Genomic DNA, 18,393 nt, shown 5'->3' on the forward strand with positions numbered 1-18,393 from the left:
CCCGTTCTCGATAGGCAGGCAATCCATGTCGAATACCAGCATGCGCGGCAAGATCGTCCTCGTGACGGGCGGCGCGAAAAACGTGGGCAAGGCGATCTGCAGGCGTTTCGCCGAGCAGGGCGCGCACGTGATCCTGAATTTCTTCCATTCGCTCGACGCGTCGAAGGAGACGGCCGACGAACTGCGCGCGCTCGGCGCGACCGTCGACGTGATCCGCGCGTCGGTCGCGCAGCAGGCACAGGTCGACCGGATGTTCGACGAGATCGAACGGCGCTACGGGCGGCTGGACGTGCTCGTCAACAACGCGGCGTCCGGCGCGCTGCTCGGCGTCGACGAGATCGGCGCCGAGCATTTCGATCGCGCGCTCGACACCAACCTGAAAGGCGCGTTCTGGTGCGCGCGCCGCGCCGCGGCGCTGATGGCGCGCTCGGGCGGCGGCGCGATCGTCAACGTGTCGTCGGTAGGCGCGACGCTCGTGCCCGCGAACTATCTCGTCGTCGGCACCGCGAAGGCAGCGCTCGAATCGTTGACGCGCTATCTGGCGGTCGAGTACGCGGGCCGCGAGATCCGCGTGAACGGCGCATCGTCGACGCTGATCGACGGCGACGTCGCCGCGCAGTTTCCGGACCCGGAGAACACCAAGCGTTCGAGCATCGCGGCGACGCCGCTGAAGCGGCTCGCACGCGCGGAAGACCTCGCCGATCTCGTCGTGTTTCTCGCGTCGGATGCCGCGCGCTGGATCACCGGGCAGGTAGTCGTCGCGGACGGCGGGTTGTCGCTGTGCAGCGAAGGCCTGTCGCCGCGCGCGGAATGGGCGAGTGCCGCGCAGGAGGTGGGCGCCGCGGCCGCCGCCGCGGCGCAGCCGGCCCACGCGCCGGCCGAACGTAAGGCCGAACGAGCGGCCGAACGCGCAGCCGCGCCGGCCGACGACGCACCGGACGGCGACGACATCGCCGTGGTCGGCATGGGCGTCGCATTGCCCGGCGCGAGCGATCCGGATGCGTTCTGGCGCGCGCTGCTGGACGGTCCCGAGCTGTTCGGCAACGTGCCGCCGGATCGCTGGGATTACCGCTCGTTCTACTCGCCCGACACGTCGGCGGAAGACAAGAGCTATCAGTCGCGCTCGGTCTTCATCGAGCAGTTCGAGCCGTGCGCAACGGTGCGCGCCGAGCTCGATGCCGGCACCGCACCGCGCGAACTCACGACGCTGTGGCTGCGCCATGCGCTGTGCCAGTCGCTCGAAGGCGTGACGTTGCGCGCTGCCGATCGCGTCGCGTTCCTCGTCGGCTACACGGCGGACGGCAGCCAGCATCTCGAGGAAGGGATGGTGCTGGCCGCCGCGCGCGCGCGCCTGAACGCGGTGCTGATCGACGCCGGTGTCGACGCGGCCGAGCGCACGCGTCGCGTGGCCGCGATCGATGCGGTGCTGAGCGCGCGCTATGCGCGCGGCGCGGGCGATCTCGCATCGTTCTTCCCGCATCGCGTCGGCCTGAACGCGATGAAGGGCGTGCTGCCGGACGACGCGGAATACATGATGGTCGACACCGCGTGTTCGTCGTCGCTGTATTCGATCGATCTCGGGATCAAGGCGCTGCTGCTCGGCAAGCAGGACGTGGTCGCGTGCGGCGGTGCATTCGCGCTCGCGCCGCGCGGCTCGATCCTGTTTTCGAAGCTGCACGGGCTGTCGCGCAGCGGCGAGGTGCGGCCGCTCGATCGCGACTGCGACGGCGTGCTGTTCGCGGACGGCGCGGGCGTCGTGATCCTGAAGCGCGTCGCACGGGCGCGCGCGGACGGCGACCGCATTCTCGGCGTGCTGAAGTCGTTCGGCTCGTCGTCGGACGGCAAGGGCAAGGCGATCTACGCGCCGAATTCGGCCGGCCAGCGCATCGCGATCGACCGCGCGTACGCGCGCACCGCGACGGTGCCCGCCGACGTCGACTGGGTCGTCGCGCACGCGACCGGCACGCCGGCCGGCGATCTCGCCGAATTCCAGAGCCTGCGCGACGCGATCCGGCGCGACCGCCCGGTGCAGGTGACGTCGAACAAGTCGCTCGTCGGGCATACGGGCTGGGCGGCGGGCGTCGTATCGGTGATTCAGGTGCTGCTCGGCTTGCGGCATCAGGTGATTCCGCCGCAGCATCGCTTCAGCGAGCCGCCGCCGGAGTTCGACATTGGCGCCACCAGCCTGCGGATTCCGGTCGCGCCGGTCGCATGGCCGGCGCGGCCCGATGCGGCGCGCGTCGCGGCGGTGTCGGGGTTCGGCTTCGGCGGCACGAACGGTCACCTGATCGTGTCGGAATATCGCGCCGATCTGCCGGCCGGCGACGCGAGCGGCCGCTTCCGGCGCGAACCGCTCGCGATCGTCGGGTGGTCGGCGAAGTTTCCCGGCCTCGACGGCGACGCGCAGGTCGCGGCGTGGCTGCGCGGCGAAGGGCGTGCGCCCGATGCCAGTTTCGGCGTCGGCTATCCGCTGCCGAGCTTCGCGCGCGTGAAGATGCCGCCGGCCGTGCTGCGCGCGCTCGACCGCTGCCAGCTGATGGCGCTCGACGCCGCGCACGATCTGCGCGAACGCCTCGGCACGTTCTGGCGCGAGCATGCGGACACGATCGGGCTCGTGATGGGGCACATGGGCCCCACGCGCAACGCGGCGCTGTATGCGAGCCGCTGCTATCTCGACGACATCGCGACGGCGGTGCTCGACGCGACGCGGCCGGACGAGCGCGCGGCGACCGAACGGCTGCTGCACGGGCTGCGTGAGACGACGCAGCAACTCGTCGCGCCGACCACCGAAAACTCGTTCCCCGGGATGATGCCGAACGTGATTCCGGCGCGCGTCGCGAACTATCACGATCTGCACGGGATGAACATGACGGTCGATGCGGGCCACGCGTCGACGCTGGCCGCGTTCGAGGCGGCCGAGCGCTTCCTGTGCAGCGGCGAGCTCGATATGGCGATCGTCGGCGGGATCAACGGCAACGTCGCGGAGGAGGTGAGCCCGGCCTTCGGGCTGCCGCTCGCGGAGGGCATCGTGCTGTTCGCGGTGACGACCGTGCGGCGTGCGCGGGCCGAAGGGCTGCCGGTGCTCGCGGTGGTCGGCGGCGGCGACGCGGCGGCCGCGGTCGAGCCGGCCGCACCGTGCGACGCAACGGGCCGCGCGGTCACGTATGCGGGCGCCGATGCGGCGATCGACGTGCTGCGCGCGATCGTCGCGCGTACGGCCGGCACGACGCTGGCGCGCGACAGCGGCGGCGACCGGCTGCGCTATGCGCTGCACGTCGCCTGCGAACCGGCGGCGGCGCAAGCGGCCGAGCCGCGCGAGCAGCACGAGCAACATGAGCCGCGCGAGCCGCAATCGGCGGCCGTGCCGGTGCAGGCGCCGCTGCCTGCGCCGACCGCCCCCGTCCCCCCCGGCACGTTGCTGCCCGGCACGCTGCGCCGGACCGGTGTCGCGGCCGACGGCGAACCGCTCGGCGTCGCGCGATACCGGATCGAATGGCGCGATGCGCGGTGGCAGCCGGCGGGCCGGTCGACGCCATTTATCACGCCGCGTTGCGTGATCGTCACCGACATGCCCGACGCGCTGGCCGCGCAGGCCGATCCGGGCCCCGGCTGCGTGGTGCTGTCGACGCGGCCGTTCACCACGCGCCGGCCCGGCTGGCACTGGATCGAGCGGATCGACGAAACGGCGCTCGACGGGCTGCCCGACGACATCGGCCACGTGCGCGTGCTCACGTCGCTCGATGCGCGCGCGCTCGCCCCGGGCGCCGCGGCGCCGGCCGCGCCCGCGCGGCTCGCGCTGCACGATCTCGCGTTCGTCGCGATCAAGCGCTGCCATGCCGCGCTCAAGCGTGACGGCACGTTCGTCGCGCTGCTGCTCGATGCGCTCGCGGGCGACGTGCCGCATCCGGATGCGGGGCTGTTCACCGGTCTCGTGAAGGCGCTCGCGATCGAGATGCCGGAAGCGCGTCCGGTGGCGGTGCTGACCGACGCACGCGCGCTGCCCGATGCGCTGCGCGATGCCGAGCGCGAAAGCGGCGCGCGCCACTGGCTGCCGGTCGTCGCGCTGGGCGGCGGGCGTCGCCGCACGCCGCGCGTGATCGAGGACGCAGGCGAGCTGCGCGCCGACGAGCGGCTGTCGCTCGGCCCGGACGCGGTCGTCGTCGCGGTCGGCGGCGCGCGCGGGATCACCGGCGAACTGATGAAGACACTGGCCGCGTACGTGCGTCCGACGCTGTACCTGATCGGCAGCAGCGCGCTCGACGACGTCGATCCCGACCTGCTCGCGATGGATGACGAAACGTTCGCGAAGAGCCGCCCCGACTACATCCGCCAGCAAAAGGCGCTGCATCCGGAACGGCCGCTGCCGGCAATCATTCGCGCGTTCGAGCGGCGCGCCGACGCGCGCACCGCGTGCCTGAACATCGAGGCGATGCGCGCGTTCAGCGGCGCGCATCGCGTGACATACCTGCGCGCCGACGTGCTGGACCCGGACAGTGTGCGCGCAGCCATCGACACGATTCTCGCGCGCGAGTCGCGCGTCGACCTGCTGGTCAACGCGGCCGGGCTGAACCGTTCCGCGTCGGTGCCCGTGAAGTCGCTCGACGATTTCGTCGCGGTGCGCGACATCAAGGTGCGCGGCTACTGGAACCTGCGCAACGCGTTCGGTGCGCGGCAGCCGCGCCTGTGGTGCAACTTCGGGTCGTTTATCGGCCTCACGGGCCAGGCGGGCGAAACCGACTACGCGTCGGGCAACGACTTCCTGAACACGCAGGCGTCGTATCACCGCGCGGCGCTCGGCCACGACGAGTTCACGATCGGCTGGACGCTGTGGCGCTCGGTGGGACTCGGCTCGAATCCGGTCACACGCGCGTTTCTGGAGAAGAGCGGCCTGTTCACGAGCATGCGCACCGAGGAAGGGCAGCATCACTTCATGCGCGAGCTCGGTCTCGGCGAGCGCGCGGCGATGTCCGTGCATCTGGGCGACGCCGAGCGGCGCGCGATCGAAACGCATCTGCCCGGCTACTTCGATCTCGATGAAGCGGCGCCGGCCGGCGCCGCCTCGCGCGAGCCGGATTTCTATCTCGGCGACGAACTGGCGCGCACCGACGACAGCGTGACCTTCGAGCGCGTGTTCGATCTCGAGCGCGATGCGTACCTGCAGCATCACGTCGTCAACGGCTTTCCGACGCTGCCGGGCACGTTCGTGCCCGAAGTGGCCGCGGAAGCCGCGCTGCGACTCGTGCCGGGGCTCAAGGTCGTCGGGTTCGCGGACGCGCGGTTCCTGCATTTCCTGCGCGTCTACGACGCGAAGCGGCCGAGCGTGAAGCGCATCCACGCGCGGATCGTGTCGCGCGACGCCGACGCGGTGCTCGTGCACGTGCGGATTGCCGGCGACGTGCTGGCGCCGGGCGGCCAGGTGCTCGTGCGCGACAAGCCGCACTTCGAGATCACCGTGCGCCTGGCCGCGGCCTACGCGCCGGCGCCGGTATGGAGCGAACCGGCGGGCGGGGCGTTCACGCCCGTCGCCGATCCGTACCACTTCGACGCGGCGCCCGTGCGGCTGACCGGCATGTTCGTGTCGACGACCGACACCGGCATGAGCGACGCGGGCAAGCAGGCGCGCTTCCGGCTGAACGTGCCGGACGGCGATCCGGTGTTCTCGCGCTTCGTGGTGCCGAGCATCCTGCTCGACGGGCTCGCGCGCGTGGCGGCGCTCGATCATGTCGCCGGCGACTACATTCCGCTCGCGGCGCCGATGTCGATCGGCCGCATCGACCTGTACGAAGCCGGCAACGACTGCGAGCTGTCGAGCCGCCACGCGTCGATCGCGCTGCGTGTCACACCGCGCGCGTTCGCGCTCGAAGGGCCGGCAAGCAGCGGCAACCGGTTCGTCGCGGTGCGCCCGGACGGTGCGATCCTGATGCAGATGCGCGACGTGACGGGCATCGTGATCGGCTACGTGCACCGCGTGACCGGTGCGTTCGCCGCGCGTGGCGAGATCGACGCGCTGCTTGCCGCCCGCGCGGTTTCCGAACAGGTGTCCGCATGAGCACGAAGCGTCTCGCACCCGGCCCGCGCGGCAGCGTCGTGATGGGCAACCTCGCGGAATACAAGCGCAATCCCGTCACGATGCTGCTGAAGCTGCAGCAGCAGTACGGCGACATCGCCCGCAACCGGCTGGGCCCGTTCCTCACCCATGCGCTCGCGCATCCGGACGGCGTCCAGCACGTGCTGCAGGACAATCACCGCAACTACGTGCGCGGCCGCTTCTACGACAACTTCAAGATGTTCTTCGGCGACGGGCTGCTGACGACGGACGGCGAGTTCTGGCGGCGCCACCGGCGCGTCGTGCAGCCGCTCTTTCATCGCAAGCAGGTGGAGTCGCACACGGCCGCCGTCGGCGACGCGGCGCTCGCGCTCGTCGAACGCTGGCTCGGGCAGCCCACGCATGCGCCGTTCGACGTCGTCGAGGAAATGATGCGCGTGAGCCTGCGCATGCTCGGGCTGATGCTGTTCAACGCGGACATCTCGCGGCACGCGGACGAGGTCGGGCCGGCCGTGCGCTTCGGCATCGAGGCGATGATGCCGCAGGGCAACCTGAACGACTTCGTGCCGCGCTGGATGCCGACGCCGTTCCACCGCCGGATCGCACGCGCGCGTCGCGGTATCGACGCGATCGTCGATGCGATCGTCGCCGAACATCGCGCGGGGCGCTGCGACACGAGCGACGTGATCTCGCTGCTGCTCGCCGCGCGTGACCCCGATACGGGCGCGCCGCTGACCGAGCGCGAGGTGCACGACGAGGTGATGACGGTGTTTCTCGCCGGCCACGAGACGACCGGCAGCGGGATGGCGTGGGGACTCTATGCGCTCGCGCAGCATCCGGACGTGCTGCGCCGGCTGCGCGACGAGCTCGATGCGGTGCTCGGCGGCCGCGCGCCCGATGCCGACGACATCGCGCGCCTGCCGTATCTGGTGCAGACCGTCGACGAAATCCTGCGTCTCTATCCGCCGATCTGGGGCTTCACGCGCGACCTGGTGGACGACGACGAGATCGGCGGCTATCACGTGCCGGCCGGCTCGTCGGTATTCATGTCGCCGTACGTCACGCATCGCCATCCGGCGCTGTGGGCCAACCCGGACGCATTCGATCCCGAGAATTTCGGCTCGCACGCGCCGGCGCGGCACAAGTATGCGTATTTCCCGTTCGGCGGCGGGATGCGCAAGTGCATCGGCTACCAGACCGCGCTGCTGCAGATGCGCGTGCTGATCGCGGTGGTCGCGCAGCACGTCGACCTGAGCGCGGTGCCCGGTCGCTCGCTCGACACGGGCGCGACGATTTCGCTGCGTCCGCGCGACGGGATCTATCTGGTCGCCCGGCCGAGGTCGCGCGAGCGCGCGCGTGCCGCGCCGGCTGTGCGCGACGCCCACGTGCCGGCTGCGCGTGGTGCGGCTTGTCCGTATGCGGGCGCGCAGGTGTCGACGACCGACGATGCGCGCTCGGCAGGCGCGGCGCCGGCCGTCACCGCCGAACGTGCCGCCGGACCGACGCTCGCACCCGATGTGCTGGCGCTTCTGCAACGCGATGCGATTGCATCCTCGGCACCGCGCGACGCCGAAACCCATACCGACGACGCGCCGACCCACCGCTTCACCTGGCGGCCGGTCGAAATCGAACCGCTGCCCGAGCTGCCGGCGCCCGAGCTGAGCGGCAAGCGGATCGCGATCGTCAACGGGCTGGGCCGCACGGTCGAGCGCGTGGTGGCGGCACTCACGCGCGCGTGTGCGAAGCCGGTCGTGTTCGCACCGGCCGACGGGGTCGATCCGGCGGCGGCCGCCGGCACGTTCGTCGTGCAGTCGGGGCCGTTCGACGGCATCGTCGATCTCGGCGTCGAAGCGCCGTTCGTCCTCGACGCGAGCGACCCATGGGAAGCGCCGCTGCGCCGCACGGTCGCGTTGCTGCAGGCGTGCTACGGCGACTGGGTGCAGGAGGAGGCGACGTCGCGGCTGTTCTATCTTGCGGTGACGTGGATGGACGGCGTGATGGGCCATGGCGACGACGCGCTCGTGCAGCCGCTCGGCGGATTGTGGGCGGGGCTCGCGAAGACGCTGCCGCAGGAGCTGCCGAACTGCAACGTGCGCGTGCTGGACATCGCGCCGGACGAAACCGGCCGCGTCGACGGCTTGATCGCGCGCGAGCTGTATCGCTGGGGGCGCTTCGAGGTCGGCCATCGCGGTGGCCGCCGCCACACGCTCGTCGCCACCCGCGACGACCTGCCGGCGCACGCGGCGCCCGACTGGGGGCCCGATGACGTCGTGCTGTTCTCGGGCGGTGCGCGCGGCATCGGGTTCCTGGCCGCGTGCGAGATCGCGAAGCGCCATCGCTGCACGGTGATCGTCACGGGCCGCGACGCGCTGCCGGCCGGCGACGAGCCGTGGCTCGCGCTCGACGACGCGGGCTTCAGGCGCTACGGGCTCGACCTGCTGCGTCAGGCGACGCCGGAACGGCCGCCGAAGGCGATCCGGCACACGCTGCGGCAACTCGAACGGCGCCGCGCGCTGAAGGCGTCGCTCGATGCCGCGGCCGCACTCGGCCTGCCGGTGCGCTACCGCGTATGCGACGTGACCGATGCGCACGCCGTGCGCGCGCTGTGTGACGAATTCGGCGCGCGGCTGCGCGGCGTAATCCACAACGCCGGCATCGATCAGCCGGTGCGATTGCCGCGCAAGTCCGCGGACGAATTCATCGGCACCGCGCGCGTGAAGGTGCGCGGTTTCATGAACCTGTACGCTGCAGTGCGCGAGCGGCCGCGCGTCGACTGCTTCGTCAACGTCGGCTCGCTGACCGGCCGCTGGGGCGGCATGACGGGCGAGACCGACTATGCGGCCGCGAACGAGGCGCTCGCGCGGCTCGGCTGGTGGGCGCGTCGCGATGCGCCGGTGCGGGCCGTAAAGACGCTCGTGTGGCCGACCTGGGACGGCGTCGGCATGATCACCAACCTTGCCGTCACGCGGCGCTACGTGACGCCGATGCGCATCGGCGACGGCGTGCGTCACTGGCTGGCGGAGCTTGCGGCACCCGCGACGCAGACCACTTCCTCCACGCCCGGCAGCGGCGAGCCGATGTACATGGGCGCGGTCGGCCGTGCGCTCACGCCGATCCAGCTGCGCGGCTTCGATGCGGTCGACGGCTTGCCCAATCTCGGCGAACTGGCGACACGGCGGCACCACGCGGGCGAACCGCGGCGCTTCCGGCCGTTCGCGTTCTTCTCGACGCGCTTTCGCGTGGCGGGCGCCCCTTATACGCGCGCATTCCGCTTCGGCGGTCGCGCGGTGGCGCCCGCGTCGCTGCTGCTCGAGCACGCGCGCGTCGTCGCCGACTGGGTGGCGCCGCCCGACGGCGAGCGTGCGTACCTGCACGAAGCCGTCGACGTGACGATCGCGCTCGATGCGCTCGCCGACGCGCTCGACGGCCACGGCGATCTCGCGCTCGACTCCGACGTGACCGGCCGCACGGCCGACGACGGCTGGCGCGTGACGGTGCGGTGCGCATCGCTTGCCGGACGCGCGCTGCTCGATGCGACGTTCGTCTACCGAAGCCATCCGCCGGCGGGCACGACGGTGCCGTTGCCGCACGACGCGCCGGACGATGCGGTATGGCCGACCGCGCGCGCGAGCTGGCGCGGCGACCTGTTGCCCGACGCGCGCTGGGCCAGCGGCATCGCGCAGGTCAGGGCCGCGGATGCCGACGCGTTGTGGCGTGCGCCGGGCGACGACGGCGCGCGCGGCGCGGTGCCGTGCCCGCAATTGTGGCTGCCGGTCAATCATCTGGAGAACGTATTGAACGTGCTGCTCGGTGCATGGCCCGAGCGCGGCGAGCCGCCGCGTACGTGGCGCATCGGCCGCATCGTGTTCGGCGCCGCGCCGGCCGGCGACGCCGAATTGCTGTTGCGCTATCCGCACGGCCGCTTCGCGATCGCCGATCGCGGCGGCGCATCGATCGCCGACCTGCGCGACGCGCGGCTGGCCGGCGCGACCGACCTGCAGGCCGCGGCCGCGTCGGCTCTTTGAACGGAACAGGAGATCACCATGACGGAGCGCAACGACGGCGCGCGGTACTGCATCATCGGCGCGGGCGCGGCAGGGATCACCGCCGCGAAGAACCTGCTCGCGGCCGGGATCGATTTCGACGTGATCGAGCGCGAGGACGACGTCGGCGGCAACTGGTATTACGGGCGGCCGAGCGGCGCCGTGTATCGCTCGATCCACATGATCAGCTCGAAGCGGTTTTCGGAGTACACCGATTTCCCGATTCCGGACGACTATCCGACCTATGCGCGCGGCGATCAGGCGCTCGAATACCTTCGTGCGTATGCGCGGCGCTTCGGCGTGTACGACCGGATCGAGTTCGGCCGCTCGGTGCTCGAGATCGCGCCCGTTGCCGGCGGCACGCAGTGGCGGGTCGAGCTGGATCGCGGCGAAGTGCGCACCTATCGCGGCGTGATCGTCTGCAACGGCCATCTGTCGCATCCGCAACTGCCCGACTATCCGGGCCGCTTCGACGGGCTGCAACTGCATTCGTCGCAGTACCGCACGCCGGAGATCTTCGCCGGCAAGCGCGTGCTCGTGGTGGGTGCGGGGAACTCGGGCTGCGACATCGCCGTCGAGGCGTCCCACCATGCGCGCGCGGTGTTCCACAGCACGCGGCGCGGCTACTACTACTGGCCGAAATTCCTGTTCGGCATCCCGGCGGACCAGTGGGCCGAATGGCCGCTGCGGCTGCGCATGCCGCTGTGGGCGCGCCGCTTCTTCGGCGAGCGGCTGCTGCGGCTGACGACGGCCGGGCAACCGGAGGACTACGGGCTGCGCAAGCCCGATCACAAGCTGTTCGAATCGCATTTCATCATCAACTCGACGCTGTTCTATCACCTGGGCCACGGCGATCTCGACGCGCGGCCCGACGTGCGTGAACTGAAGGGCGATCGCGTGGCGTTCACGGACGGCAGCGAGGAGCCGGTCGACGTGATCGTGTACGCAACCGGCTACCGTCCGAGCTTTCCGTTCATCGACCAGGCGCATCTGCAATGGCGCAAGCAGCAGCCGTCGCTGTACCTGAACATGTTCGACGCACAGCATCGCGACCTGTTCTTCATCGGGCTGTTTCAGACGTCGACCGGCAACTGGCCGCTGATGGACTATCAGGCGCAGCTGCTCGCCCGCTACCTGCATGCCCGCGACGCGGCGCCGCGCAAGGCCGCGCGGATCGACCGGCTGATCCGGGGCGGGCGCTCGGACTGGAGCGGCGGCATCGCGTTTCATCGCACGCCGCGGCACGTGATCGAGGTCGAGCATTTCGCATACCGGCTGCACTTGCGGCGGCTGATCCGCGGCTTGCCGGCCGTGCCGGCCGCGGCGGCGACGGCTGCGCGTGGCGTGCAAGGGGCGCAAGGGGCGCAAGGGGCGCAACGCGCGCCGTCGGCCGCCGTGCGCGCGGGAGGGGCGTCGTGAGCCTCGTGAACATCGAACATGTGTCGAAGACCTACCTGCTGGACAGCGTGCGTGTGACCGGGCTCGCCGACGTGTCGGCGACGCTCGATGCGGGCCGCTTCACCGTGTTGAGCGGCCCGTCGGGCAGCGGCAAGACGACGCTGCTGAACATGATCGGCTGCATCGACCGCCCCGACAGCGGGCGCGTGACGATCGCCGGCCACGATACCGCGGCGCTGTCCGACGATGCTTTGTCCGACTTTCGCGCGCGCCACGTCGGTTACGTGTTCCAGACCTTCAACCTGCTGCCGGTGCTGTCCGCGTACGAGAACGTCGAGTATCCGCTGCTGATGGCGGGCTGGGCGCCGGCGCGGCGCGCGGCACGGGTGCGCGACCTGCTCGACGCGGTGGGGCTTGCCGACAAGGCGCGGCACCGGCCGAGCCAGTTGTCGGGCGGCCAGCGCCAGCGCGTCGCGATCGCGCGGGCGCTGGCGGCCGAGCCGGCGATGGTGCTGGCGGACGAACCCACCGCGAACCTCGACAGCGCGACCGGGCAAGCGATCATCGAGCTGATGCGCACGATCCAGCGCGAGCGCGACGTGTCGTTCATCGTGTCGTCGCACGATCCGCAGGTGGTGAGCGTCGCCGACGAGGTGATCCGGATTCTCGACGGCCGCATCGTCGGCCAGGAACGGGCCGATGGCGCCATCGCGATACAGAAGGAGTGCAGATGATCCATACGCTGATGCTCGCGCTGCGCAACCTGCAGCGCAACCGCCGGCGCTCGCTGACCACGCTGCTCGCGATGATCGTCGGCGTGAGCGCGATCCTGCTGTTCGGCGGTTTCAGCCGCGACATCACGCTCGGCTTGCAGACCGATTTCGTGCAGCGCAGCGGCCACCTGCAGATCCAGCGGCAGGGCTATTTCCTGTACGGCACGGGCGATCCGGCCGCGTACGGCATCCGCAACTATCCGGCGCTGATCGAGACCCTGCGGCGCGACCCGCAGCTCGCGCCGCTGCTGGAGGTCGTCACGCCGACGCTGCAGTTCGGCGGGATCGCCGGCAACTTCGCGGCCGGCGTGTCGCGTACCGTGATGGGCTTCGGCGCGATTCCGGACGACCAGTACCGGATGCAGCAGTGGAACGCGTACGGCTTTCCGCTGCGTCCGCGCGCGTTCGCGCTGCGCGGCAGCGCCGACGATGCGGCGGTGGTCGGTCTCGGCGTCGCGCGCGTGCTGCATCTGTGCGGGCCGCTGCACGTGCCGGATTGCCACGATGCGCCGCCGGGCCCGGCCGAGCCCGCCGCCGCCGGCCCGGACGCGAATGCGCCGGCCGACGTGCTCGCGCTCGCCCGCGGCGAGGCCGGCACGCAGCCGGCCGGCGACGGCGCGACCCATGTCGAAGTGCTGACCGCGAGCGCGGGCGGCGCGCCGAACGTCGGCCGCTTCTCGGTCGTGAAGGCCGAGCAGCAGGGCGTGAAGGAACTCGACGACGTGTATCTCGCGGTGCGGCTGCCGCAGGCGCAGCGGCTCGTATACGGCGGCGCCGCGCCGCGCGCGACCGCGATCGAGATCCAGCTCGCGCGCACGGCCGACCTGCCGGCCGCGCGCGCGCGTATCGAACAGCTGCTGCACGGCGGCTTCGACGGTCAACCGCTCGACGTCGTCGATTTCGCGACGCTGAACCCGTTCTACGACCAGACCAACCGAATGTTCTCGGTGATCTTCGGTTTCGTGTTCGTGCTGATCAGCGCGATCGTGCTGTTCGTGATCAGCAACACGATGAGCACCGCGATCATCGAGCGCACGGTCGAGATCGGCACGCTGCGCGCGATGGGCATGCGGCGCGGCGGCATCCAGGCGCTGTTCGTGTGCGAAGGCGCGCTGCTCGGCGTGGCCGGCGCATCGCTCGGCGTGCTGGTCGCGCTCGCGATCGCCGCGGCCGTCAATCACAGCGGGCTGGCCTGGACGCCGCCCGCGCGCATCGACGCGGTCGCACTCACGGTGCGCGTGTGGGGCGAGTGGCGAACCATCGCCGTTACGTTCGCGGGGCTCGCATGCGTGGCCGGGCTGTCCGCGTGGCTGCCGTCGCGGCACGCGGCGCGGCTGTCGATCGTCGATGCGCTGCGGCACGTGTGATGCCGTGCGGATGCGGGTTGTTTCGTTCATTTCACTTTCGGGAGAGCGCACGTGCGTCGCCTGTTCGTTTCATGCTGTCTGAGTCTTTCGTTCCTCGCCGGCGCAGCCCTTGCGCAGCCGGCGCCCGATCCGCAGAAGGTGCTCGCGGCGAGCGATGCGGTGCGCACGCCGGAGAAATCGTTCGTGCTGACCGCGACGCTGCTCGAGTACCGGTCGGGCAAGCAGGTCGACGGCAACACGCTGTCGATCTATTCGAAGCCGGACGCGCCCGGCGGCGCGTTCCGCACGCTGGTGCGCTTCGTCGCGCCGGCGCGCGACACGGGCAAGCTGATGCTGAAGAACGGCAACGACCTGTGGTTCTACGATCCCGCGAACCAGGCGAGCGTGCGGATCTCGCCGGATCAACGGCTGCTCGGGCAGGCCGCGAACGGCGACGTCGTGACGGTCAATCTCGCGCACGACTATACGGCCGCGCTGAAGGGCATCGAGGACATTGCCGACGGCGACCGTCAGACGCGCCGCGCATACCGGCTGATGCTGACCGGGCACGGCGAAGGGCTCACCTATCGGCGCATCGAGATCTGGATCGACACGGCGAACAACCGGCCGCTGAAGGCGCGCTTCTATTCGGAAAGCGACCGCCTGCTGAAGACCGCGTTCTACCGGCGCTACGCGATGCAGCTCGGCGTCGAGCGGCCGACCGAGACCGTCATCATCGACGGGCTCGACAGCAACTGGGTCACGGTCATGCGTTTCTCCGACTACGCGTGGCGCGACATTCCGGATGCGTGGTTGCAGCGCGACTACCTGTCCCGCTTCCAGGCGCAATGACGATGCGGCGTCGATGCCGGATCGCCGTGCTCGCGTGCATGCTGCTGCCGGCGCTCGCGCGTGCGGCGGCCACCGGCGGCGCGGATGCGGCGAGCAGCGCCGGTGCGGTGGATGCGGTGGGCACGGTGGACGCGGCCGATGCGGCGGCGCTCGACCTCGCCGATCGGCCCGCCGCGGCGCCGGCCGATACCGCGAAGCCGTGGAAGCTGGCCGTGCAGGACGCGCTGCGCGCGAGCCGCTATCGCGACGGCGCGCACGCCGGACGCAACCAGCTGTCGGTCGAATTCGAATACGGGCAGTGGCTGACGCCGACGTTCGCCGCGCATTTCTCGATGCGCGTCGACCGCTTCGATCCGCTCGGGACGTCGCGCACGTCGTCGCGCGACGTGACGCTCGTGAAGGAGGCGTATGCGAGCTGGCGCGCGGCACTGACGTTCGTCGTCGACGCGGGGCGCTTGAACGAGCGGCTGGGCGCGGCGATCGGCTACAACCCGACCGACTTCTTTCGCTCGGGTGCCGTGAGCCTCGACGTCCCGCCCGATCCGGACAGCCGCCACACGAACCGGCTCGGCACCGTCGCGCTGCGCGCGCAGCAGGTGTGGGACACGGGCTCGCTCGCGGCGCTGCTGTCGCCGCGGCTCGAGCGCCGCAGCCTGCCGGGCGATCCGGCCGCGTCGTCCGACCTGCAGCGCACCAACGGCGTCGATCGCTGGATGCTCGTCGCGAGCCAGCGGCTGAGCGCGGCGCTCCAGCCGCAGTGGATCGTCTACGGCGAAAGCGGGCAGGCGCCGCAGGTCGGCCAGAATCTGAGCGTGCTGCTCGGCAACTCGGTGGTCGCGTACGCCGAATGGACGGGCGGCTACCGGCGCTCGCTGATCGCACGCGCGACCGGCGCGGCCGGCGACCGCGCGTTCCGCACGAGTTCGTCGGTGGGCGCGACCTGGACGCTGCCGGTCGACCTGTCGCTGACCGCCGAATTCCAGAGCAACGGCGGCGGCGCGGACGCCGCGCAATGGCGTTCGCTGCAGCGCGCGAGCCCGGCGGCCTGGGGCCGCGCGGTACAGACGTCGATCGCCGCGCAGGAACTGCAAACCCGCCACGGCGTGTTCCTGATGGCCGCATGGCGCAATATCGGCGTGCGCCGCCTCGACCTGTCGGGCTTCGTGCAGGCCGATCTCGGCGGCGGCCGCCAATACTGGCTCGAGCTGCGGCGGCGCTTCGACCGGTTCGACGTCGCGCTGCAATGGCTGCATCAGGGCGGGCCGTCGTGGAGCCGCTTCGGGGCGATGCCGGAGTCGGACAGCGTGCAGGTGCTGGGGATTTTTTATCGATGACGCAAGGAGAGTTCGAATGAGCAAACGCGCGCTTCAGGCGGCGACCGCCGTGCTTGCGCTGGTCCCGTCGGTCACCGGGGTGCTCGGCATGATGGGCATCCACGATCCGCTGTACGCGTCGCTCGGCATCGCGCTGCCGGCCGACGCGACGCTCGACGGCAACCTGCGCTTCTACGCGGGCGTCTGGTTCGGGCTCGGGCTCGCGGCGTTCTCGGTGATCCCGGCGATCGAGCGTCAGGGGCGGCTGTTCGCGACGCTGTGGGCGATGATCTTTCTCGGCGGCCTCGGCCGGCTGATCTCGCTGGCCGCGCTCGGGCCGCCATGGCCGCCGTTCATCGGCTTCACGGTGCTCGAAGTCGTCGGCGCGCCGTTGTTCATCGCGTGGCAGCGGCGCGTGGCCGCTCGCGCAATCCTGGAGAACGCACATGCATGACATCGACATCGAACGCTGCGTCGCGCTCGCGCGACGCCTGTCGCGGGCCTGCGCACGGTTTGCGTCACGCGCCGTGCTGGCTGCTTCTCTTGTCGCCTGCGTCGGCGTGGCCGCGCCGCCGGCCGGTGCGCAGACCGTGACCGATACCGCGGTCGACGACTATGCGGCGACCCGCTATCCGATCATCCTCGTGCACGGCCTGACCGGCACCGACGACTATTTCGGCGTGGTGCCGTACTGGTACGGGATGCAGGCCGACCTGAAGCGGCATGGCGCGACGGTCTACGTCGCCGACCTGTCGGGGTTCCAGAGCGATCTTGGCCCCAACGGGCGCGGCGAGCAGTTGCTCGCGTACGTGAAGCAGGTGCTCGCGGTCACGGGCGCGGCCAAGGTGAACCTGATCGGGCACAGCCAGGGCGGGCTGACGTCGCGCTACGTGGCGTCGGTCGCGCCCGCGCTCGTCGCGTCGGTCACGACGATCGCGACGCCGCACCGCGGCTCGCAGTTCGCCGATTTCGTGCTCGGCGCGCTGAAGCTCGACCCGACGGGCCTGTCGACGCCCGTGTTCGGCGCGCTGCTGAATGTGTTCGGCATCCTGACCAGCGACAGGCACAACACGAATCAGGACGCGATCGCCGCGCTCGACGCGCTCGGCACGACCCGCGCCGAGCAGTTCAACCGGCTGTTCCCGAGTCCGGGACTCGGCGGGGGCACGTGCCGTACCGGCGCGCCGGCCGAGACGATCGGCGGCAACGTGCATCTGCTGTATTCGTGGAGCGGCGCCGCGTACCAGCCGGTGTCGCTGCTCGGCCTCGTGACGGGCGCCGTCGACACCAGCGTGATTCCGGTCGTCGATCCGGTGAACGTGCTGGACCCGTCGACGCTCATGTTCCTGACGGCCGGCAACGTGATGGCGCTCGCCGGCGCGGGGCCGAACGACGGCTTCACGTCGACCTGCAGTGCGTTGTTCGGCACGGTGATATCGACCCGCTACCGCTGGAACCACTTCGACGCGATCAACCAGTTGCTCGGCCTGCGCGGCGCTTATGCGGAAGATCCGGTCGCCGCGCTGCGCGTGCATGCGAACCGGCTGAAACTGCAGGGCGTCTGAGCGATGACGGTCCGGACGATGCTGGCTCGCGCGGCGCTCTACGGCGGCGCGGGCATGATCGCGGCGGCAGCGGTGTGGCATGCTTTCGGTACGCCGGCCGTGCCGCCGCGCGCCGTGGCGCTGCCGCCGTCGGCAGTGGCGCCCGACGCCGCGATGCCGCAGCCCGCGCGGGCCGCGTCCGAGGTCGCGCTGCCGGCGTCGCTGGCGGGTTCGCGTGCGCCGCGCCTGCCGGTCGGGCCGGACGGCCATCTCGCGAAAGTGCATGCGGTGCGGGACTTCTTCGATTACTTCCTGCTCGCGCAGCACGACCTGACGCCGGCCGCGCTCGACGAGCTGGTCGCGCGCGAGGTCGCCGCGCAGCCGATCGGCGCGGCCGCACGGCGCGAAGCGCTCGACGTCTGGCCGCGCTATCGCGCGTGCGTTGCCGCCTTCGATGCGCAGCCGAATGTGGCGCAGACCGGCGCGAATCTCGATCCGGACGCGATCGCGGGCGAAGTAGAGCGGCGCGCGATGCTCGCGAGCCGCTGGCTCGGCGACTGGAGCACACCGTTCTTCGGTACCGAATGGCGGCAGCAACGCGACGATCTCGACCGGATCCGGATCGCGCGCGATCCGGCGCTGAGCGACGCACAGAAGCGCGACCGTCTTGCGGCGCTCGATCAGTCGTTGCCGCCGGGCCTGCGCGACGCACGCGAGCAACTGGCGCGGCAGCGGGAGACGGTCGCGACGGTGGCCCGGCTCGACGCGCAGCGCGCAGAACCCGACGTACTGCGTGCGCAGCTCGGCGCCGACGTCGCCGCGCGCGTCGTGCAACTGCGGCAGGACGACGATGCATGGCAGGCGCGCTATTGCGACTACACGGCCGAACGCGAGCGGCTCGACGCGCAGCAGCTCGCGCCCGACGCGCGCGATGCGCAGCTCGCGCAATTGCGGCAGCGCGACTTCCCGGACCCGGCCGACGCGTTGCGCGCCGCGTCGCTCGACACGGGCGCCGCCGCCGCCGCGCAAGCACACGCGAGATAGCGTGTCGCGCCCGCGCGCCCACCCGACCATTCCA

10 protein-coding genes are annotated in these 18,393 nt (G+C 71.1%); all 10 read left to right on the top strand.

Features of this window, described 5'->3' with window-relative positions; genetic code table 11:
• Positions 1 to 25: 25 nt before the first annotated feature.
• From WJ16_RS06400 to WJ16_RS06445, 10 genes are read left to right on the top strand one after another with little or no spacing between them, the layout of a single operon-like run.
• Positions 26 to 6,049, top strand: coding sequence for an SDR family oxidoreductase (locus tag WJ16_RS06400; RefSeq protein ID WP_069256338.1), 6,024 nt, complete (start codon positions 26 to 28; stop codon positions 6,047 to 6,049).
• Positions 6,046 to 10,071, top strand: coding sequence for a cytochrome P450 (locus tag WJ16_RS06405; RefSeq protein ID WP_069256339.1), 4,026 nt, complete (start codon positions 6,046 to 6,048; stop codon positions 10,069 to 10,071). Before WJ16_RS06400 ends, WJ16_RS06405 begins: the two co-directional genes overlap by 4 nt.
• Before the next feature lie 18 nt (positions 10,072 to 10,089).
• Complete coding sequence (locus WJ16_RS06410; RefSeq protein ID WP_069256340.1) at positions 10,090 to 11,508, top strand: flavin-containing monooxygenase; 1,419 nt, start codon at positions 10,090 to 10,092, stop codon at positions 11,506 to 11,508.
• Positions 11,505 to 12,221: an ABC transporter ATP-binding protein gene (locus WJ16_RS06415; RefSeq protein ID WP_069256341.1), complete on the top strand. Its 717-nt coding sequence runs from the start codon at positions 11,505 to 11,507 to the stop codon at positions 12,219 to 12,221. Before WJ16_RS06410 ends, WJ16_RS06415 begins: the two co-directional genes overlap by 4 nt.
• The gene (locus WJ16_RS06420) at positions 12,221 to 13,627 is read left to right on the top strand and encodes an ABC transporter permease (protein WP_069257972.1); all 1,407 of its coding nucleotides are present in this window, start codon (positions 12,221 to 12,223) and stop codon (positions 13,625 to 13,627) included. Before WJ16_RS06415 ends, WJ16_RS06420 begins: the two co-directional genes overlap by 1 nt.
• A gap of 51 nt (positions 13,628 to 13,678) precedes the next feature.
• Positions 13,679 to 14,458, top strand: a complete 780-nt coding sequence (locus WJ16_RS06425; protein WP_069256342.1) for an outer membrane lipoprotein-sorting protein — start codon at positions 13,679 to 13,681, stop codon at positions 14,456 to 14,458.
• On the top strand, positions 14,455 to 15,792 hold the full coding sequence (locus WJ16_RS06430) for a hypothetical protein (protein ID WP_084636009.1): 1,338 nt from the start codon (positions 14,455 to 14,457) through the stop codon (positions 15,790 to 15,792). Before WJ16_RS06425 ends, WJ16_RS06430 begins: the two co-directional genes overlap by 4 nt.
• 16 nt (positions 15,793 to 15,808) lie before the next feature.
• On the top strand, positions 15,809 to 16,225 hold the full coding sequence (locus WJ16_RS06435) for a DUF4345 domain-containing protein (RefSeq protein WP_069256343.1): 417 nt from the start codon (positions 15,809 to 15,811) through the stop codon (positions 16,223 to 16,225).
• Positions 16,218 to 17,336, top strand: coding sequence for an esterase/lipase family protein (locus tag WJ16_RS06440; RefSeq protein ID WP_084636010.1), 1,119 nt, complete (start codon positions 16,218 to 16,220; stop codon positions 17,334 to 17,336). Before WJ16_RS06435 ends, WJ16_RS06440 begins: the two co-directional genes overlap by 8 nt.
• Before the next feature lie 3 nt (positions 17,337 to 17,339).
• The gene (locus WJ16_RS06445; protein ID WP_069256344.1) at positions 17,340 to 18,359 is read left to right on the top strand and encodes a lipase secretion chaperone; all 1,020 of its coding nucleotides are present in this window, start codon (positions 17,340 to 17,342) and stop codon (positions 18,357 to 18,359) included.
• The last annotated feature ends 34 nt before the right edge of the window (positions 18,360 to 18,393 follow it).

The organism is Burkholderia metallica, assembly GCF_001718555.1.
Classification (GTDB): Bacteria; Pseudomonadota; Gammaproteobacteria; order Burkholderiales; family Burkholderiaceae; genus Burkholderia; species Burkholderia metallica.